This window comes from Erythrobacter sp. GH1-10 (assembly GCF_045363165.1).
Taxonomy (GTDB): Bacteria; Pseudomonadota; Alphaproteobacteria; order Sphingomonadales; family Sphingomonadaceae; genus Erythrobacter.
Genome location: NZ_JBJFLP010000001.1, coordinates 1,864,757 through 1,889,067 on the forward strand (window position 1 = coordinate 1,864,757; position 24,311 = coordinate 1,889,067).

General features: G+C 61.3%; 28 protein-coding genes and 1 pseudogene. 20 read left to right on the forward strand and 9 right to left on the reverse strand.

What is annotated here, in order from left to right; all coding sequences use genetic code 11:
* Positions 1–8: 8 nt before the first annotated feature.
* From ACI5KX_RS09190 to ACI5KX_RS09205, 4 genes are all read right to left on the reverse strand, one after another.
* Entirely contained in the window at positions 9–1,814 is a 1,806-nt protein-coding gene (locus ACI5KX_RS09190; protein WP_406810369.1) for an acyl-CoA dehydrogenase C-terminal domain-containing protein, read from the reverse strand.
* Positions 1,815–1,864: 50 nt separating this feature from the next.
* Complete coding sequence (locus ACI5KX_RS09195) at positions 1,865–2,329, reverse strand: MerR family DNA-binding transcriptional regulator (protein WP_406810370.1); 465 nt, start codon at positions 2,327–2,329, stop codon at positions 1,865–1,867.
* Positions 2,330–2,389: 60 nt separating this feature from the next.
* Positions 2,390–2,776: a phosphoribosyl-AMP cyclohydrolase gene (hisI, locus tag ACI5KX_RS09200; protein ID WP_406811350.1), complete on the reverse strand. Its 387-nt coding sequence runs from the start codon at positions 2,774–2,776 to the stop codon at positions 2,390–2,392.
* 369 nt (positions 2,777–3,145) lie between these two features.
* Positions 3,146–3,952: a ComF family protein gene (locus tag ACI5KX_RS09205; protein ID WP_406810371.1), complete on the reverse strand. Its 807-nt coding sequence runs from the start codon at positions 3,950–3,952 to the stop codon at positions 3,146–3,148.
* Positions 3,953–4,007: 55 nt separating this feature from the next.
* Here ACI5KX_RS09205 and ACI5KX_RS09210 point away from each other — a divergent pair, with 55 nt between their 5' ends.
* On the forward strand, positions 4,008–4,724 hold the full coding sequence (locus tag ACI5KX_RS09210) for a methyltransferase (RefSeq protein WP_406810372.1): 717 nt from the start codon (positions 4,008–4,010) through the stop codon (positions 4,722–4,724).
* On the opposite strand, the gene ppdK is transcribed toward ACI5KX_RS09210, so the two are convergent.
* The 3 genes from ppdK to ACI5KX_RS09225 all read right to left on the reverse strand — a co-directional run bounded on the left by ppdK (position 4,721) and on the right by ACI5KX_RS09225 (position 10,834).
* Positions 4,721–7,393 (reverse strand): pyruvate, phosphate dikinase, encoded by a 2,673-nt coding sequence (ppdK, locus tag ACI5KX_RS09215; protein WP_406810373.1) that lies wholly within the window; start codon positions 7,391–7,393, stop codon positions 4,721–4,723. The two genes, ACI5KX_RS09210 and ppdK, sit on opposite strands and share 4 nt — an antisense overlap.
* 121 nt (positions 7,394–7,514) lie before the next feature.
* Positions 7,515–9,965: a glycine--tRNA ligase subunit beta gene (glyS, locus tag ACI5KX_RS09220; protein WP_406811351.1), complete on the reverse strand. Its 2,451-nt coding sequence runs from the start codon at positions 9,963–9,965 to the stop codon at positions 7,515–7,517.
* A complete protein-coding gene (locus ACI5KX_RS09225; protein ID WP_406811352.1) occupies positions 9,965–10,834 on the reverse strand; it encodes a glycine--tRNA ligase subunit alpha in 870 nt (289 codons plus the stop codon). The genes glyS and ACI5KX_RS09225 overlap by 1 nt, the downstream gene beginning before the upstream one ends.
* Positions 10,835–11,135: 301 nt before the next feature.
* Between ACI5KX_RS09225 and ACI5KX_RS09230 the strand changes: the two genes are divergently transcribed.
* The 10 genes from ACI5KX_RS09230 (at position 11,136) to ACI5KX_RS09275 (ending at position 16,857) form a co-directional block, all read left to right on the forward strand.
* Positions 11,136–11,477 carry a UrcA family protein gene (locus tag ACI5KX_RS09230; protein ID WP_406810374.1) on the forward strand — a complete coding sequence of 114 codons (342 nt, stop codon included), beginning with the start codon at positions 11,136–11,138 and terminating at the stop codon, positions 11,475–11,477.
* A gap of 90 nt (positions 11,478–11,567) precedes the next feature.
* Positions 11,568–11,972: a hypothetical protein gene (locus ACI5KX_RS09235; protein WP_406810375.1), complete on the forward strand. Its 405-nt coding sequence runs from the start codon at positions 11,568–11,570 to the stop codon at positions 11,970–11,972.
* A gap of 70 nt (positions 11,973–12,042) precedes the next feature.
* Complete coding sequence (locus tag ACI5KX_RS09240; RefSeq protein ID WP_406810376.1) at positions 12,043–12,534, forward strand: hypothetical protein; 492 nt, start codon at positions 12,043–12,045, stop codon at positions 12,532–12,534.
* Entirely contained in the window at positions 12,531–12,725 is a 195-nt protein-coding gene (locus ACI5KX_RS09245) for a helix-turn-helix transcriptional regulator (protein ID WP_406810377.1), read from the forward strand. Before ACI5KX_RS09240 ends, ACI5KX_RS09245 begins: the two co-directional genes overlap by 4 nt.
* A complete protein-coding gene (locus ACI5KX_RS09250) occupies positions 12,712–13,347 on the forward strand; it encodes a hypothetical protein (protein ID WP_406810378.1) in 636 nt (211 codons plus the stop codon). The genes ACI5KX_RS09245 and ACI5KX_RS09250 overlap by 14 nt, the downstream gene beginning before the upstream one ends.
* Positions 13,348–13,408: 61 nt before the next feature.
* A complete protein-coding gene (locus ACI5KX_RS09255; RefSeq protein WP_406810379.1) occupies positions 13,409–14,335 on the forward strand; it encodes a TraB/GumN family protein in 927 nt (308 codons plus the stop codon).
* Positions 14,332–15,222, forward strand: a complete 891-nt coding sequence (locus tag ACI5KX_RS09260; RefSeq protein WP_406810380.1) for a TraB/GumN family protein — start codon at positions 14,332–14,334, stop codon at positions 15,220–15,222. The genes ACI5KX_RS09255 and ACI5KX_RS09260 overlap by 4 nt, the downstream gene beginning before the upstream one ends.
* A 113-nt stretch (positions 15,223–15,335) precedes the next feature.
* Complete coding sequence (locus ACI5KX_RS09265; RefSeq protein WP_406810381.1) at positions 15,336–16,019, forward strand: 50S ribosomal protein L25/general stress protein Ctc; 684 nt, start codon at positions 15,336–15,338, stop codon at positions 16,017–16,019.
* Positions 16,020–16,157: 138 nt separating this feature from the next.
* Positions 16,158–16,463, forward strand: a complete 306-nt coding sequence (locus ACI5KX_RS09270; protein ID WP_406810382.1) for an ArsR/SmtB family transcription factor — start codon at positions 16,158–16,160, stop codon at positions 16,461–16,463.
* 4 nt (positions 16,464–16,467) lie between these two features.
* A complete protein-coding gene (locus ACI5KX_RS09275; protein WP_406810383.1) occupies positions 16,468–16,857 on the forward strand; it encodes a VOC family protein in 390 nt (129 codons plus the stop codon).
* A 36-nt stretch (positions 16,858–16,893) separates the two neighbouring features.
* Here ACI5KX_RS09275 and ACI5KX_RS09280 read toward each other — a convergent pair whose 3' ends face one another.
* Positions 16,894–17,337, reverse strand: coding sequence for a hypothetical protein (locus ACI5KX_RS09280; protein WP_406810384.1), 444 nt, complete (start codon positions 17,335–17,337; stop codon positions 16,894–16,896).
* Between the two features lie 35 nt (positions 17,338–17,372).
* Between ACI5KX_RS09280 and pth the strand changes: the two genes are divergently transcribed.
* The 9 genes and pseudogenes from pth to ACI5KX_RS09325 all read left to right on the forward strand — a co-directional run bounded on the left by pth (position 17,373) and on the right by ACI5KX_RS09325 (position 23,062).
* On the forward strand, positions 17,373–17,942 hold the full coding sequence (gene pth / locus ACI5KX_RS09285) for an aminoacyl-tRNA hydrolase (protein WP_406810385.1): 570 nt from the start codon (positions 17,373–17,375) through the stop codon (positions 17,940–17,942).
* Between the two features lie 40 nt (positions 17,943–17,982).
* Positions 17,983–18,306, forward strand: a complete 324-nt coding sequence (locus ACI5KX_RS09290) for a (2Fe-2S) ferredoxin domain-containing protein (RefSeq protein ID WP_406810386.1) — start codon at positions 17,983–17,985, stop codon at positions 18,304–18,306.
* An 84-nt stretch (positions 18,307–18,390) separates the two neighbouring features.
* Positions 18,391–19,383 (forward strand): SDR family oxidoreductase, encoded by a 993-nt coding sequence (locus ACI5KX_RS09295; RefSeq protein WP_406810387.1) that lies wholly within the window; start codon positions 18,391–18,393, stop codon positions 19,381–19,383.
* Entirely contained in the window at positions 19,383–19,958 is a 576-nt protein-coding gene (locus ACI5KX_RS09300) for a hypothetical protein (protein WP_406810388.1), read from the forward strand. Before ACI5KX_RS09295 ends, ACI5KX_RS09300 begins: the two co-directional genes overlap by 1 nt.
* 4 nt (positions 19,959–19,962) lie before the next feature.
* Positions 19,963–20,040: pseudogene (locus ACI5KX_RS09305) on the forward strand (GTPase); the annotation flags it as partial.
* A 56-nt stretch (positions 20,041–20,096) separates the two neighbouring features.
* A complete protein-coding gene (locus tag ACI5KX_RS09310; protein WP_406810389.1) occupies positions 20,097–20,657 on the forward strand; it encodes a hypothetical protein in 561 nt (186 codons plus the stop codon).
* 14 nt (positions 20,658–20,671) lie between these two features.
* Entirely contained in the window at positions 20,672–21,772 is a 1,101-nt protein-coding gene (ychF, locus tag ACI5KX_RS09315) for a redox-regulated ATPase YchF (protein ID WP_406810390.1), read from the forward strand.
* Positions 21,773–21,827: 55 nt separating this feature from the next.
* Positions 21,828–22,562: a MauE/DoxX family redox-associated membrane protein gene (locus tag ACI5KX_RS09320; protein WP_406810391.1), complete on the forward strand. Its 735-nt coding sequence runs from the start codon at positions 21,828–21,830 to the stop codon at positions 22,560–22,562.
* A gap of 86 nt (positions 22,563–22,648) precedes the next feature.
* Positions 22,649–23,062: a hypothetical protein gene (locus ACI5KX_RS09325; protein WP_406810392.1), complete on the forward strand. Its 414-nt coding sequence runs from the start codon at positions 22,649–22,651 to the stop codon at positions 23,060–23,062.
* Between the two features lie 767 nt (positions 23,063–23,829).
* On the opposite strand, the gene ACI5KX_RS09330 is transcribed toward ACI5KX_RS09325, so the two are convergent.
* A complete protein-coding gene (locus tag ACI5KX_RS09330) occupies positions 23,830–24,249 on the reverse strand; it encodes a hypothetical protein (RefSeq protein WP_406810393.1) in 420 nt (139 codons plus the stop codon).
* Positions 24,250–24,311: the final 62 nt, after the last annotated feature.

Genomic DNA, 24,311 nt, shown 5'->3' on the forward strand with positions numbered 1-24,311 from the left:
TCGATCGATCAGGCTGCGGTGGCGAATGCCTCTTCCGGCAGCTTCATCATGTTCTCGCTGCCCGCCTCGAGCTTGCGGCGGAGCGCGCCGGCATCGGGCAGGAAACGTTCGGCGTAGTATGCCGCCGAAGTCATCTTGGCTTCGTAGAACGCCTTGTCCTCGGGATCGCCAGCGAGCCTCTCATTGGCGACCTTGGCCATTTTCAGCCAGAAGAAGCCGAGCGTCACGATGCCCATGATGTGCATATAGTGATGCGCACCTGCTCCGAGGTGGTTCGGGTTTTGCATCGCGTTCTGCATGAACCACATCGTCGCGGCCTTCTGCTCGCCCAGAGCCTTTTCAAGCTTGGCGGCAATGTCTGCCAGCGCTTCGTTGCCTTTGGCCTCGGCAATTTCATCGTCGATCATTTTGAAGAATGCCTGCACCGCGCGGCCGCCCTTGCTGGCGAGCTTGCGGCCGCACAGGTCCATGGCCTGGACGCCGTTGGTGCCTTCGTAGATCATGGCGATACGGCTATCGCGCACGAACTGCTCCATGCCCCATTCCCTGACGTAGCCGTGCCCGCCATAGACCTGCTGCATGTTGTTGGCGATGTCGTATCCCTTGTCGGTGCCGTAGCCCTTGATGACCGGGGTCATCAGACCGATGAGGTCGTCAGCCAGCTGCCGCTCTTCCTCGGTCTGCGCCTTGTGGGTGAGATCGACCTGGAGGGCGCCCCACATGCACAGCGCGCGCATGCCTTCGTTGAACACCTTGGCGTCCATCAGCATCCGGCGCACGTCGGGGTGGACGAAGATCGGATCCGCCTTGGCTTCGGGTTCGGCCGGACCGCTAAGCGCGCGTCCCTGACGGCGATCGAGCGCATAGGTGACGGCGTTCTGGTAGGACACTTCCGCCTGCGCGAGGCCCTGAAGGCCGACACCGAGGCGCGCCGCGTTCATCATCACGAACATCGCCGCGAGACCCTTGTTCTCCTCGCCGATCATGTAGCCGGTGGCTTCATCGTAATTCAGGACGCAAGTGGAGTTACCGTGAATGCCCATCTTCTTTTCGATCGAACCGCAGGTAACGCCGTTGCGCTCGCCCGGTTCGCCATTCTCGTCGAGAATGAACTTGGGCACGATGAAGAGCGAAATGCCCTTCGAGCTATCGGGTGCGCCCGGCGTCTTCGCGAGGACGAGGTGGATGATGTTGCTTGTGAGGTCGTGCTCACCGGCAGAGATGAAGATCTTGGTCCCGGTGATCTTGTACGACCCGTCATCCTGCGGAACGGCCTTGGTGCGGATCATGCCGAGATCGGTGCCGCAATGCGGCTCGGTCAGGTTCATCGTGCCCGACCATTCGCCCGAAATCATCTTGGGCAGATAGGTTTCCTTCTGCTCCTGCGAACCGGCGACCTCGATCGCTGCGGTAGCGCCCGAAGTGAGGCCCGGATACATGGCGAATGCCTGGTTGGCAGTGCCAGTGTATTCCTCGAGCACCATCCCGAGCGTGTGCGGAAGGCCCTGGCCGCCGAATTCTTCCGGTTTGGCCAACGTGCCCCAGCCCGCTTCGCAATAGGCGTCGTAAGCTTCCTTGAAACCTTCGGGTGTAGAGACGGAACCGTCTTCATGCCGGGTGCACCCCTGTTCGTCACCGATCTGGTTGAGCGGAGCGAGAACTTCCGAACAGAACTTGCCCGCCTCGTTCACGATCGTGTCGATCATGTCTTGCGTGGCATTCTCGAAGCCCGGCAGGTTGCCGTAGCTGGCAAGATCGAGCATCTCGTTGAGCACGAAGCGCGTGTCGCGGGTGGGTGCAGTGTAGGTCGGCATCGGTTGATCCCTTTAGTGTGCGTGTGGTTCTTCAAATACGGAGGGGAGTGTCAGCCGAGATCGAGCTTCTGGATCTCGGCAACGAATTCGGTGAGTTCCTTGATCGACGAATCGATGTCGGCGCGTTGCGCCTTCAGCTTGGCGATATGCGCCTTGCACTTTTCGACGGTCACACGGCGCTGTTCGACCCGCCCGTCATCGAGATCGTAGAGATCGATCATCTCGCGGATTTCGGTGAGGCTGAAGCCGACATTCTTGGCGCGCATGATCCATGCAAGCCTGGCGCGGTCGCGCTTCGAATAGACGCGGGTCAGCCCGACGCGTGCCGGACTGATCAGCCCCTCGTCTTCATAGAAACGCAAAGCGCGTGCGGTGCATCCGAATTCCGATGTGAGGTCGGAAATCGAGAATTGTTCGCGTTCGTGCTTGTCGGGACGATCGAGGTGTGCGCCGTTGCGACGCTGCTCGTTACCGGTATCCTTGCCGGCGTTCTCGTTTGCGGGTGCAGTAGCCATGGATGGCCTTCTACCTTCCCTTTACGTGAACGTCAAGCCCTAACCTTTACGGGAACCTGATCACTCCTCACGAAGGAACGATAGCGCATGCGTATCGTCGGCCGCAGGATCGAGCTGCCGGTAGAAGCAAGAACGCTCACCGGTGTGGCATGTCGGACCGGCGGGCTCGGCGTGGATCACAAGCGCGTCCTGATCACAGTCGACAAGAATTTCCGCCACAGTCAGGAAATTGCCCGAGGTCTCGCCCTTCAGCCAAAGGTCAGCCCGCGACCGCGACCAGAAGTGAACTTTCCCGGTCTTGCGAGTCTTTTCCAGGGCTTCGGCGTTCATATGAGCGACCACCAACACCGCACCCGACCCGGCATCTACGATCACTGCCGTAAGCAGTCCGTTCGAATCGAATTTGGGCGCAAAACGCGAACCGGATTCGCGTTCCCGAACTGAAATGCTTTCCGGCTTGGATTTCTGACTCACTGTGCCTCGCTCCTCATTCGTCCCGTATCGATACGCACTGGCGGCGAACAGGTCACCAGTTGCGACGGTTTGTTGCACGATAACAACAGATGTGGGTCAAAATGGAATGTGACAAATGTTTCATCTTTCGGAACCGAAGGATGGATGAAAGAACGTTCACATGAGCCGCAAGGCTCTCCACCGAACAGCGGCGCAAGATAGTGCCAGGTTCAGGGGGTGCCGGACCGCAGACCAACAGCGGGGTGTTGGAATGGTCCGGTTGAACGATGAAGGAATAGGATCCTGGTGCCGAAGTTAGGGGGTCGGCGCCTGAGCTCTCAAGAGCGGTTCCGAATGATTTCGTCACGTGGCGCCCGGGGCCTTTATGGTCTCGGGCGTTTCGTTTGCGGGCTTCCCGTTTCCGTGCGCGCCATCCACTACCCGAGCGAAGCAGGCGATCTCGACCGACGCGGCACCCGCCTTCAGAAGCGAAGTCGTGCAGGCGTGGCTCGTCGCCCCGCTGGTGAGCACGTCGTCTACGAGGAGGACGTGTTCTCCCGAAATCCTCCGGACATGCGAATCGCGAACCGCAATGGCACCTGCCAGCGCCTGTTCACGCGCGGAACGTCCGAGCCCGCCAAGGCTGGGTGTCCGCTTCTGCCGGACCAGCGCATCGACCAGCACCTTAGCTCGACCGAGCCTGGCCAGTTCGTCCGCCAGCAAGGCGGCCTGGTTGAACCCGCGATGCCACAGCCGCCAGCGATGCAGCGGCACCGGGATCAAGAGGCGGTCGCCCCCTTCGGTCGCAGGCAGCCGTGCGGCCATCAAGCGCGCCATCAGTCGGGCGAGCGCGATCTTGCGACCGTGTTTGTATGCAAGGACCAGCTTTCGCGAGGCATCGTTGTAGACACAAGCCGCGTGGATACCTGCATGGAGCGGCGAACTGGTTTCGCAGTGGAAGCAGATGTTCTCCCTGTCGGCGATCGGCAGGTTGCAGAGCGCGCAGGCTGGCTCGCCCGGGAAATCCAGCTCGCTCCAGCACTGAGTGCAAAGACCACCCTGCTCGGCGATGGCTTCGCCGCACAGCGGACAGCGCGGGGGGTAGACCAGATCGACGACCGGCTTCAGTCCCGCTTTCATATTGGCGCCAAGATACGACCCTAAGCCCATGCTTCGATGTCGCATGGCTTGCCCTTTGCTGGCAAGCACGGCAGGGCGGGCGGCAATGGACCGCTCCCCGCCCCGCATCTTCGACCGTCGCAAGGCGCCGGCCAAGTGGAACCGCGCCCGCGCCCGGCAGGGCGCCACGTTTCTTTCCGAAACCATGGCGAAGGACATCGCCGATCGGCTCGAATTCATGCGGTTCGAGCCCCACAATTCGCTGGTGATCGGCGATGTTGCGCACATCCTTCCGGCGACCGCGCGCGGCGAGCTTGGCGTATTCGACGAGGAACACCCCTGGCCGAGCGATGCCCACGACCTCATCGTCCACCTCCTCGGTCTCGGCATGGTCAACGATCTCCCGGGCGCGCTCATCCATGCCCGCAATGCCCTGGCCGAAGGCGGACTGTTCATGGCCGCCTTTCCCGGTGCCGGGAGCGTTCCCGTTCTTCGCCAGCTGGCCCTCGCCGCCGATGGCGATCGGCCTGCTTCCCGAATCCATCCGCAGGTCGACAACCGCGCCGGAACGGCCTTGCTCGAACGTGCGGGGTTCGCACGGCAGGTGGTCGATTCCTATCCGCTCAAGGTCCGCTATTCCTCGCTCGATCGGCTCATATCGGACCTGCGCGACCACGGCCTCACGTCCTCCCTCGCGAGCCCCTCCCCGCCGATGACACGCACCGGATGGCACCGCGCTCGCGAAGCCTTCGATGCCTTGCGCGAGGATGATGGGAAGGTCACCGAGACCTTCGAAATCCTCGTGCTCACCGGCTGGCGTTAGGCCTTGGCCAAAGCGGCCTGCGCCGCCGCGAGCCGCGCGATCGGCACGCGGTAGGGCGAGGCGCTGACGTAATCGAGCCCGACCTCCTCGCAGAACGCAATGCTCGCCGGATCGCCCCCGTGCTCTCCGCAGATGCCGAGCTTGATGTCGGGCCGCGTCGCCCTCCCCCGTTCAGCAGCGAGCTCGACCAGCTGACCCACGCCATCGACATCGAGACTGACGAACGGGTCGCGCGGAAAGATGCCCTTGTCGACATATTGCGAGAGGAATTTTGCCGAATCGTCGCGGCTCACGCCGAGCGTCGTCTGGGTCAGATCGTTGGTGCCGAAGCTGAAGAACGCGCCTTCGTGCGCAATCTCGCCCGCCATCAGCGCAGCGCGCGGCAGCTCGATCATCGTGCCGACAAGGTAATCGACCGTGAAACCTGCCTCGTCGAACACCTGCGCGGCCACGCGATCCACCAGTGCTTTCAGCAATTCGAGCTCGCGCTTGGTCGCAACCAGCGGAATCATGATCTCCGGCAAGGGCGCTTCACCGCTCTCCTTCTGAACCGCGCACGCCGCTTCGAAAATCGCGCGCGCCTGCATTTCGTAAATCTCGGGAAAGGTGATCCCGAGCCGGCAGCCGCGATGACCGAGCATCGGGTTGAATTCGTGCAGCTCGCCCGCGCGGCGCTTGAGGTGGTCGATGCCCAAGCCGGTCGCATCGGACAGCTCTGCAAACTCCTCGTCGGCGTTCGGCAGGAATTCGTGAAGCGGCGGATCGAGCAGGCGGATGGTGCATGGCAGGCCGGTCATCACCTCGAAAATCGCGGTGAAATCCGCGCGCTGCTCGGGCAGCAGCACGTCCAGCGCCTCGCGCCGGGCGCTGTCGCTCTCGGCAAGAATCATCTGCCTCACCGCCTTGATCCTGTTGGCGTCGAAGAACATGTGCTCGGTGCGGCACAGGCCGATACCCTCCGCACCGAATTGCCGCGCCATCGTGCAGTCCTCGGGCGTCTCGGCGTTGGTACGAACCTTCATCCGGCGGAGCTTGTCCGCCCATTCCATCAGCGTGCCGAAATCGCCGGCAAGTTCTGGTTCGACGGTCGGCACGATACCGAGCATCACCTGCCCGTTCGCCCCGTCGAGCGTGATCTCGTCACCTTCCTTCAGCTCCTGCGAGCCGATCCGCAGGGTGCGCGCTGTGCGGTCGATCGACACGCCCGATGCCCCCGAAACGCAGGGACGCCCCATGCCGCGCGCGACCACGGCGGCGTGCGACGTCATGCCGCCGCGTGCGGTCAGGATACCCTGTGCGGCGTGCATGCCGTGAATGTCCTCTGGACTGGTCTCGACCCGCACAAGGATCACTTTGTCGCCGCGCTGCGACCACTGCTCTGCGGTATCGGCATCGAGCACGATCTTGCCCGCCGCCGCGCCCGGCGAGGCCGGCAGCCCGGTGGTGAGCACGTTGCGCTCCGCCTCGGGATCGAGCGTCGGGTGCAGCAGCTGGTCGAGCGCCATCGGATCGACCCGCCGCACCGCCTCGCGCTCGTCGATCAGACCTTCGCCGACCATATCGACCGCCATTTTGAGCGCGGCCTTGGCGGTGCGCTTGCCATTGCGGGTCTGGAGCATCCAGAGCTTGCCGCGCTCGACGGTAAACTCGATGTCCTGCATGTCCTTGTAATGGCCCTCGAGCAGGTCGAAGACCTTGGCGAGCTCGCCGAACGCTTCGGGCATGGCCTCTTCCATGCTGAGCGGCTTGGCGTTCGCGGCCTCGCGCGCAGCCCTGGTCAGGTATTGCGGCGTGCGGATGCCCGCGACGACATCCTCGCCCTGCGCATTGATCAAGTACTCGCCGTAATAGGCCCGCTCGCCGGTCGCCGGATCGCGGGTGAAGGCGACGCCCGTGGCCGAAGTGTCGCCCATATTGCCGAACACCATCGCCTGCACGTTCACCGCGGTGCCCATGTCGTGCGGGATATCGTTCAGCCGGCGATAGATCTTCGCGCGCTCGGTATCCCAGCTGTCGAACACCGCGCCGATCGCGCCCCACAATTGCGCCTGCGCGTCTTGCGGGAAAGGCTCGCCAAGTTCGCTTTCGACGATGCCCTTGAACTCGCTCACCAGCGCGCGCCATTCGTCGGCGGACAGCTCGGTATCGGCGTAGTAGCCGTTGTCTTCCTTCAGTATCTCGAGGGCTTCTTCGAACAGCCCGTGATCGACGCCGAGCACGACGTCGGAATACATCTGGACGAAGCGGCGGTAGCTGTCCCAGGCGAAGCGTTCATCGCCACTGGTCGCCGCCAGCCCTTCGACGGTCTCGTCGTTGAGGCCGAGGTTGAGCACCGTGTCCATCATGCCCGGCATCGAGATCGCAGCGCCAGAGCGGACCGAGACCAGCAGCGGGTCCGACGCATCGCCGAAGCGCTTGCCGACCGCGCTTTCGATGTGCGTCACCGCGTCGGCCACTTCTGCGCGCAATTCGTCGCTGAAGCCCTTCTCGCCCGCGAGATAGGTGAGGCACTGCTCGGTCGTGATGGTGAAGCCGGGAGGAACCGGCAGGCCGATGCTCGCCATCTCCGCCAGGTTTGCGCCCTTGCCGCCGGTTACGGTCTTGTCCTTCTGCCGCGGATCGTCGTGCGGAGCGTTGCCACCGAAAGTGTAGACCGTTTGCTGCGACATATTCTTTCCTACGAAGTTGACAGAGTTGACAGTGTGTCACCCTGCATTTTCGGGACTTTATTCCCTCGAATCATGGGCTTGAGCGCGAAAAGCGAAGTTGACACTCCTGCGGGCGGTTTTTTCATCCTTCGATCCGCGAGAAGTCGGCCACGCTGTGGACGGCGTCGCGGAAGCGGGCGAGCAGGGCAAGGCGGGCGGCGCGCTTTTCCGGGTTTTCGTCGTTCACCGTCACCTCGTCGAAGAAGGCATCGATCGGCGCGCGCAGGCTTGCGAGCGCGGCCATGGCCGCTTCGAAGTCCTCCTTCTCGATGGCCTGTGCCGCTTCGGGTTCCGCTTTCCCGAGCGCGTCGATCAGTGCCTTTTCGGCTGTTTCGGGCGAGTAGGAAAGGGCGTGCGGTTCCGCGCTGGCGGCGACGACGGCGTCGAACTCCGGCTTGCCCGCAAGCGCCAGCGGATCTTCCTCGCCGGTGTGTTCGGGCTCGTTCGAGGCGCTCTCGTCCCAATCCTCTTTCTTGAGGATATTCGCCGCGCGCTTGTAGCCTGCGAGGAGATTGGTGCCGTTTTCGGTTTCGACGAAGGCCTGCAACGCCTTCACCCGGGCAAGCAGGCGGACGAGATCGTCCTCGCCTCCGAGGGCGAACACCGAGTCGATGAGGTCGTGGCGAACCCCAGCCTCGCGCTGCTGGACTTTGAGGCGGTCGGCGAAGAAATCGAGAAGGTCTGTGACGCCCTGATGCGACGTCGCAATGATTTCTGAATGTTCGTCCGACAAGTCGCGTGCCGCCAACGCCGATGCAAGTTCCGACTTTGACGGTGCGCGACCGTAAACGTCCTCGAGACCGAAATACACTTCCATAAAGATCTCTCGGCGAGTTGAGTCCATGATCTGGCCGTAGTGCTCGTAGGAAGCGGCGAGCGCAGCGATCACGAGCCGGAACCGTAGTTGGCTACTCACAGTGAGTTGAATAACGGCGAGTGCGGCCCGTCTCAGGGCGAACGGGTCTTTCGACCCCGTCGGCGGCATTCCCTCAATGAAGAAGCCAACCAACGTATCCAGCTTATCCGCCAGCGACACCGCCACCGTGACCGGCGCAGTCGGCACTTCGTCGCCCTGCCCGACCGGCTTGTAGTGATCGCGGATCGCGTCGGAGACTTCCTGCGGCAGGCCTTCCTTCTCGGCGTAGTAGCCGCCCATCAGACCTTGTAGCTCGGGGAATTCGCCAACCATCTCGGTGACGAGGTCGGCCTTGCACAGCCGCGCGGCTTGCTCGGCGAGGTCGCCCAGTTGCTCTCGCGTGAGTCCCAGCGAAGGCTGGGACCTCCCTCCATCTGGCGCTTCCTCGTTGGAGGTCCCAGCCTTAGCTGGGACTCGCTCTGCGCCGACAATCCCCTCTTCCACCAGCCACCGCGCCAGCTTCGCCACCCGCTCGACCTTGTCGGCGACGGTGCCCAGCTTTTCGTGAAAGGTAATCCGCTCCAGCTTTGTCGCGTGTTCGGCCAGCGGCGTCTTCTGGTCGAGTTCCCAGAAGAACCGCGCATCGCTCAAACGCGCCGCCAGCACCTTGCGGTTGCCGTCGACCACAACCGCCGGATCGACCGCCGCGATGTTGGCTGTGCAGACGAAGGCATTGGCCAATTCCTGAGTCCCAGCGGAGGCTGGGACCTCGTTCGGTCGCGCTTGATCGTTGGAGGCCCCAGCCTGCGCTGGGGCTCGGGTGCACACGAAATACTTCTGGTTCACCCGCGCGGTGAGCTGGATGACCTCGGGCGGAACGTCGAGATAGCTCTCGTCGAACCGGCCAAGCAGCGGCACCGGCCATTCGGTGAGGCCGGCGTTCTCGATCACCAACCCCTCGTCCTCGACCAGTGTCAGCCCGGCCTCCGCGGCGACAGCTTTCGCGCCTTCGCGGATGCGGTCCTGGCGCTGCTCGTGATCGACGATCACCGAAGCGGCGCCCAGCTTGGCGGCGTAGTCATCGACACCGTCGATGCTGATCACGCCGACCGAATGGAAGCGGTGCCCTCTGGTCTCGCGGCCGCTGGCGATACCGTCCATGATGCACGGCACCACATCGCCATCGAGCAGCGCGACGATGCCCGAGAGCGGGCGCACCCAGCGAATGCTTTCGCTGCTGAGCGAGGCCGCACCCCAGCGCATCGATTTGGGCCAGCTGAAATCCCCGACGATCGCGGGGATCGCGGCGGCAAGCAGGTCGCTGACCGACTGGCCGGGCTTCTCGATCACCGCGAAATAAGTCTCGCGCCCCTTCACCTCACGCACTTCGAGGTTATCGCGCCCCACGCCATTCTTGCGGCAGAACCCGTCGACCGCCTGGTCGGGCGCGCCAACCGGCGGTCCCTTGGCTTCCTCGCGCACCGCCTTGGTTTCGACCGGCAGACCGCGCGCGATCAGGGCGAGCCTGCGCGGCGTGGACCAGACGGTGAGTTCGCCGAATTCGACCCCGGCAGCTTCCATCTCGCGGCGGAACAGCTTTTCGAGTTCGCCGCGCGCACCGGCCTGCATTCGCGCAGGGATCTCTTCGGAGCGCAGTTCGAGCAGGAAGTCGGCCATCAGACGAGACTCCAGCCCGGGAATTTCGCTTCCCATTCGGGCTGCATTTTCTCGGCGTATTTTTCGCACGAGGAGCGCGCGAGATCGCGCACGCGGCCCATATAGCTCGCACGTTCCTGAACGCTGATCACGCCGCGCGCCTGCAACAGGTTGAAGATGTGGCTCGCCTCGACCGCCTGTTCGTAGGCGGCGATCGGCACGTCATGGGCGAGCGCGTTCTTGCACTCCGCCTCGGCCTTGGCGAACAGGTCGAACAGCGCATCAGTTTCGGCGACCTCGAAGTTCCACTTCGACATCTGCTTCTCGTTTTCGAGGAACACCTCGCCATACGAGACCCCGCGCACGTTGAAATCGAGGTCGTAGACGTTGTCGACGCCCTGGATGTACATCGCGAGGCGTTCGAGCCCGTAGGTAAGCTCGCCTGCGACCGGCTTGCAGTCGAACCCGCCCATCTGCTGGAAATAGGTGAACTGGGTGACTTCCATCCCGTCGCACCAGACCTCCCAACCCAGCCCCCACGCGCCAAGCGTGGGCGATTCCCAATCGTCCTCGACGAAGCGGATGTCATGCTTGAGCGGGTCGATCCCGATCGCCTTCAGGCTGTCGAGATACAGTTCCTGAATGTCGCCGGGCGAAGGCTTCAGGATCACCTGGTACTGGTAGTAATGCTGCAGCCGGTTCGGGTTCTCGCCGTAACGCCCGTCGGTCGGGCGGCGGCACGGCTGGACGAATGCCGCGTTCCACGGCTCCGGCCCGAGCGCGCGCAGGGTCGTCGCCGTATGGAACGTCCCCGCCCCCATCCGCATGTCATAAGGCTGCAGGATCAGGCAGCCATTCGCCGCCCAGAAATCGTGCAGCGTCAATATCATGTCCTGAAACGAGCGCGTCGGATCGCGACCCGGGTTTCCGGTCGATTCGCGGGGCATGGATTTGACCTCTGATTCCATGGTCGCGGCCATGGCTCATGCCCCCACCGGGGTCAATGCCGCAGCGCAGCATAGGCCGCTTTTGCACCCTGCGAATCCAAGGATCTCTGCGGTTTTGGTAAGGTCAGCATGACCAAATGTCAGGTTATATTGACATGGTCAGCGAATCGCGACATAAAGTAAGGGCAACCTGACATTCCGGAAGGTTGATATGACACTTTTCTCACTCCCCAGGAGATTTCACATGCGTATCGCTCTTGCCACTTTCGCCGCTTCTCTCGCCCTCGTCGCCGCTCCCGCGGCTGCTAGCGGGATCGATGCCAAGGACTTCACCGCCGAGGTCAAGCACAATGATGTCGACCTCACCACGCAGGACGGCGTCGCTCTGCTCGATGATCGGCTGAAGACCAAAATCCGCCAGCAATGCACCAATGGCGGGCGCGACTTCGAATCGATCCGGCTCGAACGCCAGTGCCGCACCACCGCGTTGGCCTCGGTCCAGAAGCAGGTCCGCTTCGCCATCGCCAAAGCGCGGGCCAACAAGGTTCGTCTCGCCCAGGTCACTCCAGTTGCACCCCAGGGCTGACGACATCGCCGCCTCTCGCGTGGCAGGAATCTGCCCCCGGCCTGCCCGCGAGAGCGGCACCCCCTTTCGACACGATCCTGAAAGAGAACGATGAGCTACCCAGAAGACCCGCACGGACCGCGCAGCTACGGCAGAATGCACTTGGTGCTGAGCCATGTGGCAGCTGTTTCATTCATCGTCATGGTTCTCGCAGCGGCAGACCTAGTCGGAGACGCCTTCGGAGTGATCGGGATCACGTTCGGCGTCCTGTCGATCGTCTTCATGTTCACAACGCGAAACAGCGACGAATGGATCGCCTCACTTTGGTCCGCTGGAGCCAATGCCGGATTTTTCGCAGCCATGGCATGGCTGATCGTCCTGCCATTCGCGGAAGGGTTCTACGACGGGCTGACCGGAAACGAATCCGGACAAGACTTGCCCGCCGATCTCGCTTCATATGTGGCGCTTGGCGCGTTTCTCGTCGGGTTCAACCTCAAGCGCATCCGAGGGTACTGATGGTCACCCGGACCCAAGCCGATACGGGTTTCGTGTGCCTCGTAGGCTCCTTTTTTGCCGGAGAAATCGCATGAACAAGACACATCGCAGGGACGACCCGCTCCGTTTCCGCCTCTACTTTGTGCTGATGAACATCTGTCTGTTCTTCGCGGTCGTCGGCCTCATTAACTGGTTGGTCGACCCCTTCCAGCAAGAGAATGCACCCTCTTGGTATATGGCGCTTGTGTTTGTCACGAGCATCTTCAACGGCTTCGTCCCGCTGTTCCTGGTCGTCGCAAAGTTCATGCGGGACGATTATGCCGAGGGGCTCTTGCGTCGATGCCTCGTGGTTATGGCCTATGTGGCTGCCATAATCCCGCCGATCCTTATCCTCGGACCGTGGATCCTATATCTTGCACTGGCCGGAGACGGATCGCTTCGACCGGACTTTTACGTCGCCTTCGAAGATGCATTCTACGAAACGAGGGTCGCACCCTCGACCGTGGTTCGCAATGTGTGGATCACCTTCATGGGGGCATTTGTCGTCGTCTTCCAGTTCCTGCGATGGCGAGACAGCCGATGAAGAACCGCCTCAAAGTGCTCCGCGCCGAACGCGACTGGTCGCAGGCCGAACTGGCCGTGCACCTCGATGTGTCGCGTCAAGCCGTGAACGCTATTGAGACCGGCAAGCACGACCCCTCTCTCCCCCTCGCCTTCCGCATCGCGCGGCTATTCGAAATGCCAATCGAAGAGATTTTCTATGACGAAGCCTGATGAAAACGCCGACAGCTATTCCGGACTACGCAGGTCGCTGATCGGAGGAATCGGCGGCATCACGCTGCTGTTTCTCGCCGGTGTTCTGGCCGGATACTCCGTGGCTACTCTGGAACACGGCGGCCCGACCTTGAAGGACGCGGCTGTCATGGTCGCGATATTCGGAATGATCCTCGCGGTTTGTCTCGCCGGATGGAAACTCTGGCCTGAGACCTCTGGCGAGCCGATTGCCCCTAGTACCAAGCGAGCCCGGAAATGGATGTATGCGATCATCGGCTTCAGCCTCGTTGCGGGCATGGGCTTCGCGGTCATCGAGGCACCGGATGCGAACGCATTGTATTCCAACGCCCCGATCGGACCCATGGTCGCGATGCTGGCGCTGGTTTTCTGGCTGGTAATCACGCCGGCCCTGGGCTGGGCGTGGTGGCGCAATGTCGATGAGCTCGAAGCCAGCGCGTATCTCGAAAGCTCCGCGATTGCCATTCATGCCTATTTCATGATCGTGCCCGCCTTGTGGCTCGCATCGCGCGCAGGGTGGATTCCAGCACAGGATCCGATGATTGTGTTTCTGATCGTGACAGTCATCTGGTCTGTTGCGTGGCTCTATCGGAAGTATTTCTGAGCAGCCCCGCAATTCTCACTCGCCCCCATCCCTCCACACTCCTTTAGGAAGGCCCCCACCGATGAAACCGACAAGACTTCTCGTTGCCACCGCGTCTGCCGTTGCGCTCCACTCCGCGAGCCCCACCCTTGCGCAGGATGAAGCGGTTGCCCATCCGGCTGAGAGCGAGGCGGCTGCCGAAGCTGGCGCCCCCGCGCTGTGGTTGGTCGCCGACGAAGATACAAACATTTATCTTTTCGGCACGGTTCACAAACTTCCCGGAAATATCGACTGGAACAGTGGGCCGGTGGAACAGGCGCTGAACTCGTCGGACGAGCTCGTTACCGAGATCGACATGACCCCCGAATCGCTTGGACAGATTTCCGTGGCGATGAGGGAAAAGGGTATGCTGCCCGAGGGCCAGACCCTGCGCGGGTTGATGACCGAGGAACAGCGCGCGACATTTGAAGCGGGCATCGGCAAGCTGGGCCTGCCGGCGAATGCGTTCGACAAGCTCGAACCATGGCTTGCGGCGCTGACTATCCTCCAGATCACGCTGAGCGCCTCGGGTTTCGAGGAAGATTCAGGCGTCGAGAAGGTGCTCGAAGCAACCGTGCCCGACGATACCAAGCGGGTGGCGCTCGAGGCGATCGACTTCCAGATTTCGATCTTCGACGAATTGCCGGTCGAGCAGCAGATTCTTTTCCTCCTCGAAGGGGCAGAAAATCCGGTCGAAAGCATCGGAATGCTGAACCAGCTGGTAGACGTGTGGGCGTCGGGCAAAGTCGATGAGCTGGGTTCGATGATGAACGAAGCCCTGCTTGCGCACCCCAATCTTGCCGAGCGGATGCTCTATTCACGCAACGCCAACTGGGCTGCATGGATCGACGAGCGTCTCGACCGACCGGGAGTGGTCTTCCTCGCCGCCGGCGCGGGCCATTTTGCAGGCGAGAAGAGCGTGCAGGATTACCTTGCCGAGCGGGGGATCGAGACTAAACGGGTGCAATGACCGGTACGAGGCAACGAGCATCTATCCTGGGTTTCGGCGCGCTGGCACTTGCCAGCTGCTCCGACGCCCCGGATGACCCTCAGCCCCTCCCTGATCCGCCCGTTTACGAAATCGTCGGCGCCGATGGCGCGGTGGAGGGGTGGATGCTGGGCACGATCCATGCGCTTCCCAAAGGAACGGGCTGGCGAAACCCTGCCATCGACAAGGCCATTGCCGATGCCGACTACCTGATCGTCGAGATAGCCGACCTCGAGGATCGCGAGGCAATGGCAAAAGCCTTTTCCGATCTGGCCTCGACGCCCGGCCAACCCGCAATCGCGAACCGTGTCGGACCCGAATGGCGCCCCGCCCTCGCCGACGCCATCGCCCGCTCGGACTACTCACCCGACGATTTCGGCTCGACCGAGACCTGGGCCGCGGCGCTCATGCTCGCCCGGGTCGCGGCGACCGGCGATCCGGCAAGCGGCGTGGACCGTGCCATTATTCGCGAGTTCTCGGATCGCGAAGTGCGCGAATTCGAAGGAGCCATCGACCAGTTGCGGGTGTTCGACACGCTCAAGGAGGAAGACCAGCAAGACCTGCTCGAAGGCGTACTGGCCGAGATCGAGACTTCTCGCGAAGAACCTGGAAGGCTGCGCGAAGCCTGGCTGGCTGGCGACGAGGCGACGCTGGAAGAAGCCACGCGAACGGGGATGATGGCCGATCCGGAGATCTACGAGGCGCTGCTCGTCCAGCGCAATACCCGGTGGTTGGACATGCTGGTTGCCCAGCTCGAGGATGCCCCAAGACCGCTCGTGGCGGTTGGCGCGGGCCATCTGGTAGGGCCCGACAGCCTCGGCGCGATGCTCGAAGAACGCGGTTACACGGTGACGCGCCTGGGGCGATAAGGCTTGCCAAAGCCCCGCCCGCCCTGTAACGGCGCGCCCTTCGGTGTCTTGGTCATCCCTGGAGGCGGGCACCCGATACACATTTCTAACAATGCATTCGAAAGGCACGTACCATGAGCGACGCTCTTACACTGCCCGCCGAAGCGCGCGAACGGGCTGGCAAGGGAGCCTCCCGTGCACTTCGCCGCGAAGGTCGGGTCCCCGCTGTCATCTATGGCGGCAAGGAAGAACCCACTCCGATCCACGTCGAGGAGAAGCTGCTGGTCAAGCAATTGATGACCGGCCACTTCATGAACTCGATCGTCGAGATCGAAATCGGCGGCGACAAGGTCCGCACGATCCCCAAGGACGTTGCGCTCAACCCGGTCACCGATCGTCCGACCCACGCAGACTTCTTCCGCCTTGCCAAGGGTGGCAAGATCGAAGTCAGCGTGCCGGTTATCTTCACCGATGAGAAGAAATCGCCAGGCCTCGAGAAGGGCGGCGTGCTCAACGTGGTCCGCCACGAGCTCGAACTGGTCTGCGACAACGACAAGATTCCGGGCGAGATCGAGATTTCGGTCGAGGGCAAGGAAGTCGGCGATTCGATCCACATCAGCGAAATCGTCCTGCCCGAAGGCAGCGAGAGCGCGATCACCGATCGCGACTTCACCATCGCCACGCTGGTCGCTCCGTCGGCTCTGAAGAAGAGCGAAGAGGAAGAGACCGACGAGGAAGAAGTTGCAGCCGACGAAGTCGAAGCCTCCGAACAGAAGGGCGACGACGAAGACGGCGAAGAGGAAAGCAGCGAAGACTAAGCCTTTCGCGCTTCCAACACGCAATCACCAAGGCGCCGGGCTGGGAAACCAGTCCGGCGTTTTGCTTTTGGCGCGGCGTCGGATCGGGGTGCTCTTCCGCCAACCTTTACATGCAACAATTTTGTTGCATAATAGGGCATGGGCGTTCCATTCGATCCGAACCTGAGCAAGCTTTTCCGCGCACTGGGCGACGACACCCGCCTGCTTATCCTCGAACAGCTCAGGGAGCGAGACGATCAGAGCCTGTTCGAAATCTGCGCGCGCTTAGTCGAGCAACACGACATCACTCTCACCCGGCAGGCGATTACGAGGCATCTGAACACGCTCGAAGAGGCCGGCCTCATCAGCACCGCATGGCGCGGACGGACCAAGGTCCATTCGCTCACCGCCGATCCTTTGGAAGAAACCGTACACCCTTGGCTGCAACCGTATTTTGGGGAGTGATGAAATGAAAATGTATATCAAGAGCGTCATGGTCGAAGACCAACAGAAGGCACTCGAATTCTACACCGAAACGCTAGGCTTCAAGATCAAGCACAACATCCCGATGGGCGAGCACAGCTGGATCACACTGGTGTCCGCCGACGAGCCCGACGGAGTCGAACTCGCGCTGGAGCCCAACCAGTATCCTGCCGCCCGCAAACTCCAGGACTCGCTCATGGAAGACGGTATCCCGTGGACCGCCTTCGGCGTCGACGACATTCATTCCGAAGTTCAGCGGCTAGAAGAAAAAGGTGTCAGCTTTACCCAACCGCCAATGAAAGCAGGCGACGCGACGATGGCTGTTTTCGACGACACATGCGGTAACCTGATCCAGCTAATCGAACTTCACGCCTAGCACCACGCTGCATATCGCTAATCGGAACGCGATGGATCAGTCCAGATGGGCGTCGCATTCCTGCACGCCTTCATCGATGCCATGCTTCTCGTAGATCTGCCGCGCCTGCTGCCAGTTCTCGACGGAGCGATCGCCCTCTCCCACGCCTTCCTGCGCGAGCGCGACGAGCCGGAGCGTGTTCGCCGCGTTGAGCGATCCGCCTCCGCCACTCGCTTCATAAATGCCAAGCGCCTCGCTCGCATCGCCGAGGGCCTTTTCGAAGTTTGCGTTTTCGATCTCGGCAATCGCGCAGTGTCGCAGCGCGTAGGCGCGTTCGTTGGCCAACCCCGCCTGCTGTGCTGCCACCGCCGCGCTATGGAACAAGGAGGCCGCTTCGAAGTGATCCGCGTCTTTCAATGCCCGCTTCGCGCGGTCGACCAATTCCGTATATGCCGGCTCCGTCATGGTCGCAGCATACCACGCGCTGTCGCGCGAAGCCATTTGCCAATTCGAACGCATTCGCTAGACGCGCAGCCATGCAGATCTGGGTAGGCCTTGGAAATCCGGGACCGCGTCATGCGATGCACCGGCACAATGTCGGCTTCATGGCGGTCGACGTCATCGGCGAAATGCACGGCTTCGGCCCGGTGCAGAAGAAATTCCAGGGCTGGGTGCAGGAAGGCCGGATCGGCAGCGAGAAGGTGCTGCTGCTGAAACCGGCGACTTTCATGAACGAAAGCGGCCGAAGCGTCGGCGAAGCCCTGCGCTTCTACAAGCTCGGCACCGATGCGCTCACCGTCTTTCACGACGAACTCGACCTGGCACCGTTCAAGATCAAGGTGAAACAGGGTGGCGGTACGGCCGGCCATAACGGACTGAAATCGATCGACCGGCATTGCGGACCCGACTTTCGCCGCGTGCGCATCGGCATCGGTCACCCGGGACACAAAGAGCGCGTTCACGGTCACGTTCTCGGCAATTACGCCAAGAGCGAACAGGACGATCTCGTCCAGATGCTCGGCGCGATCGGAGCAGAGGCCGAATGGCTCGCGCAAGGCGACGATCCGCGCTTCATGAGCGATGTTGCGCTGAGGATGCAGGACTGATCCGCGAACTCATCACGCAACTTTCAAGTCTCCCGTGCGTTTGGCCGATGAAATGAAAACACACATCAAATCAAACTGGTCGCACGCCATCCTCGTCTGCAAGAAGTGCAGCCGGAAAGCGAAGAAGCGCGGCATCACCTTCGGAAAAGCAGGCAAGACATTGCCCAAAGCGCTGAAGGCCGAACTGGGTACGAAGAAAGGCCGCAAGGCATCGCTCGGCATTGTCGAGGTTTCCTGCCTGGAAATCTGCCCCAAGAACGGCGTGGTTCTCGTCGATAGCCGAACGCCCGGACAGTGGCGCTTGATCGGGCCGGATGCGGACATGGGCGAGCTCGCCCGGCAACTTCAAAACGTCGAGGCTTGAGCATCGATGGCCCGTTCGAAATCGCGCTGGCGCGCTTCTTTGGTGGCAGATACAGTCATCACGACAACACTGGGAAACTGAGACATGGCCAACATCAACCGCCGCACCCTTCTTGCCGGAGCCGCCGCAACCGGCGCGCTCGCCGCGACTTCGCGCATCGCTGCTCAGGACATGGTCGAAGCTGCCCCGGACCTTAAAGGCAAGAGCATCCTGATTACCGGCTGTTCGACCGGATTCGGGCGGCTCGCGGCAGAGCATTTCGCCAAACTGGGGGCAAAGGTGTTCGCGACGATGCGCAACACGCCGCGCCCCGAGGCCGATGAATTGCAGGCCGTGGCCGATGAAAACGGGCTGGATATTCACATCCTGCGCCTCGACGTGCTCGAGCAGAACGAAATCGACGATGCAGTGGCCTACGCTCACGAAAAGTCTGGCGGCGCCCTGGATGTGCTCGTCAACAATGCCGGAATATCGTTCGGAGGCCCGATCGAAATCCAGGATCTGGAAGCGACCCAGCTGACATTCGACACCAACGTGTTCGGCCCGCAGCGCATGATCCGCGCGGTATTGCCTGCGATGCGCGCGAAGAAATCCGGGCTCATCATCAACGTCTCCTCGCAGCTCGGCCGGGTCATCGCGCCCTCCTATGGCGTCTATTCGCCGACCAAATTCGCGCTTGAGGCCTTGAGCGAGGGGCTCGCCTATGAGCTCGTCCCGCACGGCGTCGACGTGACCGTGATCGAGCCGGGCGGCTATCCGACAATGATCTGGAAGAACTCGAACGAGAACAGCATGGCTCTGCTCGCGCGCTCGGATGGCACCCACACGTCGGGCTATCCGGAGCTCGTCAGCCGGCTCGGTCAGCGCACCGGCGGCGGCTCGACCGATCCGATGGATGTTCCGCGCGCCATGGCCGAGATCATCGCCATGCCCGCAGGCACTCGTCCGTTGCGCCGCCCGGTGCATCCGGGCGCCAAGCCGCAAATCCCGATCAACGAGCTCTGCGCACAGGTACAGGTCGGATGGCTCGGCGAGAGTCCCTTCGGTCCGTGGATCAAGGACGTGCATAACGTCTGATGGCCAAGCTGAACGGCCTCGATTATTTTGCCTTCCCCTTCGACAAGCTGGGTGTCGAGGCAGGAGAGCTGACTTGGTGCCGAGAGTTCGAGGACAGCCCGGTCGAAGGCTTCGATCTCGAATTCAAAGTTCCCGCAGTGCCTCTTCCAGGCGACGATCCGGACGAAGGATATCGCGCCAAGGAAGACGCTGTCGCATTGGGCCTTTCGGTCCGACATCCTTTCGTTGCGATTGGCGAGCTTGAAGGAAAGGTGATTGACAACAACGGCCTGCCCGCCACTGACTGTGGCGGCAACATCTATCTCGGTTCGCGGCACTATGGCATTGAGGTGCTCAGGATAGCCTTCCGCGATCTCGAAGCGGATCGGTTGCAGGTCGATGTTTCCTGCCGCGTTTTCTTCACTCACGGAGGGTTGGGTGCGGGGGAAAAATGCGAGTTCGATGACACTGACTGGAACTTTAGTGCGCCTGTGGTTGTGCAAGATGAAATTCACACCTATCGGACCGGCCAATCGCCCTCGATGTTGAGCCGCGCGATATCCGCCGCTGGCAACATCTTCCGCTCGAAAGGATAGATTGATGGGTTCCCGTTGCGGGATCGTGGGTCTGCTCAGCGTCGGCAAGTCCACCCTTTTCAAAGCACTAACCGAAACGCAGACCGATTGGCTCGGCGCATCGGCTGATGGCCCATGGATCAAGGCGGTGCACAACGCGTGAGCGAATTCGATTACTTCGCAATCGTAGTGGCCATCCCACTCGGCCTTGCACTGGTCGAGATCGCGCAGGGTGTGTCCGTCACGCTGCGGCGCCATCGCGATGTCGCAGTCGGCCTTCTCACACCACTCCTGGCGGTTGTGCTCCTGACGCTGTTGATCGATGCGTGGTTACAACTGTGGGCGGCGCAACAGAGCGTCGAGATCAACCGGCTGTATCTCACGATGGGGCTGTTCGCTGCGAGCGTATTCTATGTCGCAGCGTCGTTCATCTTTCCCGACCAGATCGAAGCCGGGGCCGATCTCGACGATTGGTTCATGCAGTATCGCAAATATTCGCTCGGCGGCACCTTTCTGCTCGTGTTCGCCTTGCGCCTAGCGCAGGGATACGGAATTCCCCAGCTCGATCAGGATAGCATTGTGGGAACGGCGGCCTATCTGGTCGGGTGGGGTCTGCGACCGGGATTGATCTTGGTCGCCATTTTCGCCAAGCGGCGCTGGATCATCGTTTCCGCGCTGAGCGCGCTTATCGTCATGCCGATATTCGTCGCCATGAGCTAACAGGATTTTTCACCATGGGTTTCCGTTGCGGGATCGTGGGTCTGCCCAATGTCGGCAAGTCCACCCTATTCAATGCACTCACCGAGACGCAGGCCGCACAGGCCGCAAACTATCCATTCTGCACGATCGAGCCCAATGTCGGGCAGGTCGCGGTGCCTGACGAGCGGCTCGACAAGATTGCCGCAATCGCGAAGAGCGCGAAGAAGATCGCCACTCAGCTGAGCTTCGTCGACATTGCAGGGCTCGTGAAGGGCGCCAGCGCGGGCGAAGGCCTCGGCAACCAGTTCCTCGGCAACATCCGCGAGGTCGATGCCATCGTCCACGTGCTGCGGTGCTTCGAAGATGACGACATCCAGCACGTCTCCAATACGGTCGATCCGATCGCCGATGCCGAAGTGGTCGAGACCGAGCTGATGCTGGCCGACCTCGAAAGCCTCGAAAAGCGTGTCCCCAACGCACAGAAGCGCGCGACCGGCGGCGACAAGGAAGCCAAGATCATGGCGTCGGTGCTCGGGCAGGCGCTCGAACTGCTAAAGGACGGCAAGCCCGCGCGGCTGACCGAGCCGAAAGACGACGAGGAAGCGCGGATCTTCAAGCAGGCGCAGCTGCTCACCGCCAAGCCGGTGCTCTATGTCTGCAACGTCGCCGAGGAAGACGCCGCGGAAGGCAATGAGATGTCGGCCAGGGTCTTCGAAAAGGCGGCAGCCGAAGGCGCGCAGGCGGTGGTCGTGTCGGCCGCGATCGAAGCGGAACTGGTGGCGATGCCGCCCGAAGACCGCGCCGAATACCTCGCAGAACTCGGACTGGAAGAAAGCGGCCTCGCCCGCGTCATTCGCGCCGGATACAAGCTGCTCGGCCTCAAGACGTTCTTCACTGCAGGTCCGAAAGAGTCGCGCGCCTGGACCTTCCCCGATGGCGCCAAGGCCCCGCAGGCAGCGGGCGAAATCCACACGGATTTCGAGAAGGGCTTCATCCGCGCCGAGACCATCGCCTACGACGATTACGTCGCGCTTGGGGGCGAAGCGGGGGCCAAGGAAGCGGGCAAGATGCGGCAGGAGGGCAAGGAATACCTCGTGCAGGACGGCGATATCATGTTGTTCAAGTTCAACGTCTGACCGGGTTTCGGGGCGCTCCTTGAAGGATACCCCCATGGGGTATATATGGCTCCCCATGACCAAGACCGCACAACTCCACCGCATGGTGATGGACAAGCACGTCTGTCCCTATGGCATCAAATCGAAATACCTGCTCGAGCGCGAAGGCTTCGAGGTGGAGGACCACCACCTCACCACCCGCGAGGAAACCGACGCGTTCAAAGCCAAGCACGACGTAGAGACGACGCCGCAGACCTTCATCGATGGCGAGCGGATCGGCGGCTACGAAGCGCTGCGCAAGCATTTCGGCCACGCGAAAGACACGGGCGGAAAGAGCTATCGCCCGGTGCTCGCGGTGTTCGCGGTCGGCGCGGCGCTCGCCGTGTCGCTTTCTCTTGCGTTCTTCGGGACGCTCGGCGTGCGCACGGTCGAATGGTTCGTCGCGTTCTCAATGGCGATGCTGGCCATGCTCAAGCTGCAGGATGTCGAGCAATTCTCGACCATGTTCGTCGGCTACGACCTGCTCGGGCGGCGCTGGGTGCCCTATGCCTACGCGTATCCCTATCTGGAGGCGCTGGCTGCGGTTCTGATGGCAGGGCGCATCCTGCCGTGGATTTCGATCCCGGTCGCCTTCACCATCGGCACGATCGGGGCGGTGAGCGTGATCTACGCGGTCTACATCCAGAAACGCGACATCAAATGCGCCTGCGTCGGCGGCAGCGGCAACGTGCCGCTGGGCTTTATCTCGCTGAGCGAGAACCTCGCGATGATGGGCATGGCAGTGTGGATGCTGGTGCAACTGGGACTGTAAATCGCTCGACCCAGAATGTCCGATCATGGGTGGAAAGCGGAAACTTTGTCCGGCATGGTTTCCGCTTACGAAGCAGGGCAATAACATTGAAGCGTAACTTCCAATTCGACAGTTTTTCGGTGGTGCGTTGGGGCGACAGGTTCATTGATCTCCACAACGCATATGACCTCAAGAGCTTTGGCACCGACCTGAAGGGGAACGAGGTGAGGTTGGGCTTCATCCGGAATGAATATGCAATCGACCCTGACAAGCTGCCGTCGAAAGTTACGCTTGCATGCACTGGGAAAGTGAGGGTTGCCTTCAATAACCTTGGTGAGATTGCTGCGCCTCTCAACAATGAGGGCATCGAGATTGCGTATTTCGATGAGGGATGTGACTGGCTTTCGTTTCTCGACGAGGACACTGCTCGGTCGCAAGAGCCGCTGGGCTTGCACATCAGCTTCATCAATGGCTTCGCGCTTCGCATCTTTTGCGACGAAGCTACGCTCGCCACTCAGTGATGCCCGCAACTGGGTCGTGAGCGGAATGTCCCGTTTCGGCCTTTAAGTCAGCGAAGCAGCCAGTCGGTTTTCAGGATGGCATCTGAGCCCGTCTAAAGGCTGCTTATGGGTGGAAAGCTGACGTTGCTTAATGTAACTTTCCCATATGGGTAATTCGTCTTTCTTCTCCCGAGAACCCTACCGCCGCCGCACTTGGCTCCGTCAAGTGCTGCCGTTCTGGATGATCAATCTGGCTCCGAAGGGCACAGACTGCGAGAATGCTGGCGGGCAACACGAGTGGTACAACCAAGATGGGGAGCGTTCCGCCTGTTACCACTGCAGCATAGTGACGGAAGGGCGGCTCTGGGATTGAACGGGATGTCCGCCATCTGGTCGATGACAGACAGCTATCTTTGACCGGGGAGAATCCCTTCGCAAAGTCCGCGTTGAAAATCCCAGCGCCCACTTGCATCGAGGCAGCCATCTATCGAGAAGAAGGTCTGAAGCTCCCAGCCAGCCCACAGACCCAATGCTCCAGCAATGGAAGCAACAAGAACAATTCGGCGTTTCATCCCGTTGTTCTAGCGAATCACAGAATGTCCGCAATTGGGACGAAAGCAGTCCAGCGACCGAAAAAAGAACCTTCGCAAGCAGCGGGTCCATGACTGGCGTGGCGCGGGGTCAAGCCCCTTCACCGCAACTAAATTCAGGATGGGAAATCAAAGCCCAAGACTGCATAAGTCGACACAACGCAATAAGCGTTGAGAAATGCGGCGCAACCTCACCCCCTAACGTCGAGGAAAGGCGGTGACGATCTCCGTCTTCCATCCGTCGCTGCTGAGCTTCCGCATTTCCTTATTTCTCTCTGTTCGCGCATCTCGCAAGGAGCGAAATTCCCAAACCCAACAGTCGAAGTTGTAACCATACCACTTATCAGAAATTTCTTGGTAGAAGTCTGCTTCGATTTGAGCTTTGGTCGCGCTACTTTGAAATGGATTACTGAAAAAAGAGACGTTGCCGACAGTTGAATTCCCTTTCACCATCTTTTCGTAACTGCCATCGCATTGGGTGTAGACAGGCCGCGAATCGACTTGCGCTGCTAAGTGAAATGCAGCTGGCGTTTGGTCAGATGCAGCTGTCGCTGGGACCGTGAGGGCAACGACAGGTAGCGCCCAAGGGAATGCTTTCTTCATATGTTCTCCAATCATTTCGAGAGCATAGGGAGCGTCGATTTGAATTGTCAACGAAGCTGGATTCATGCTCCTCCAGA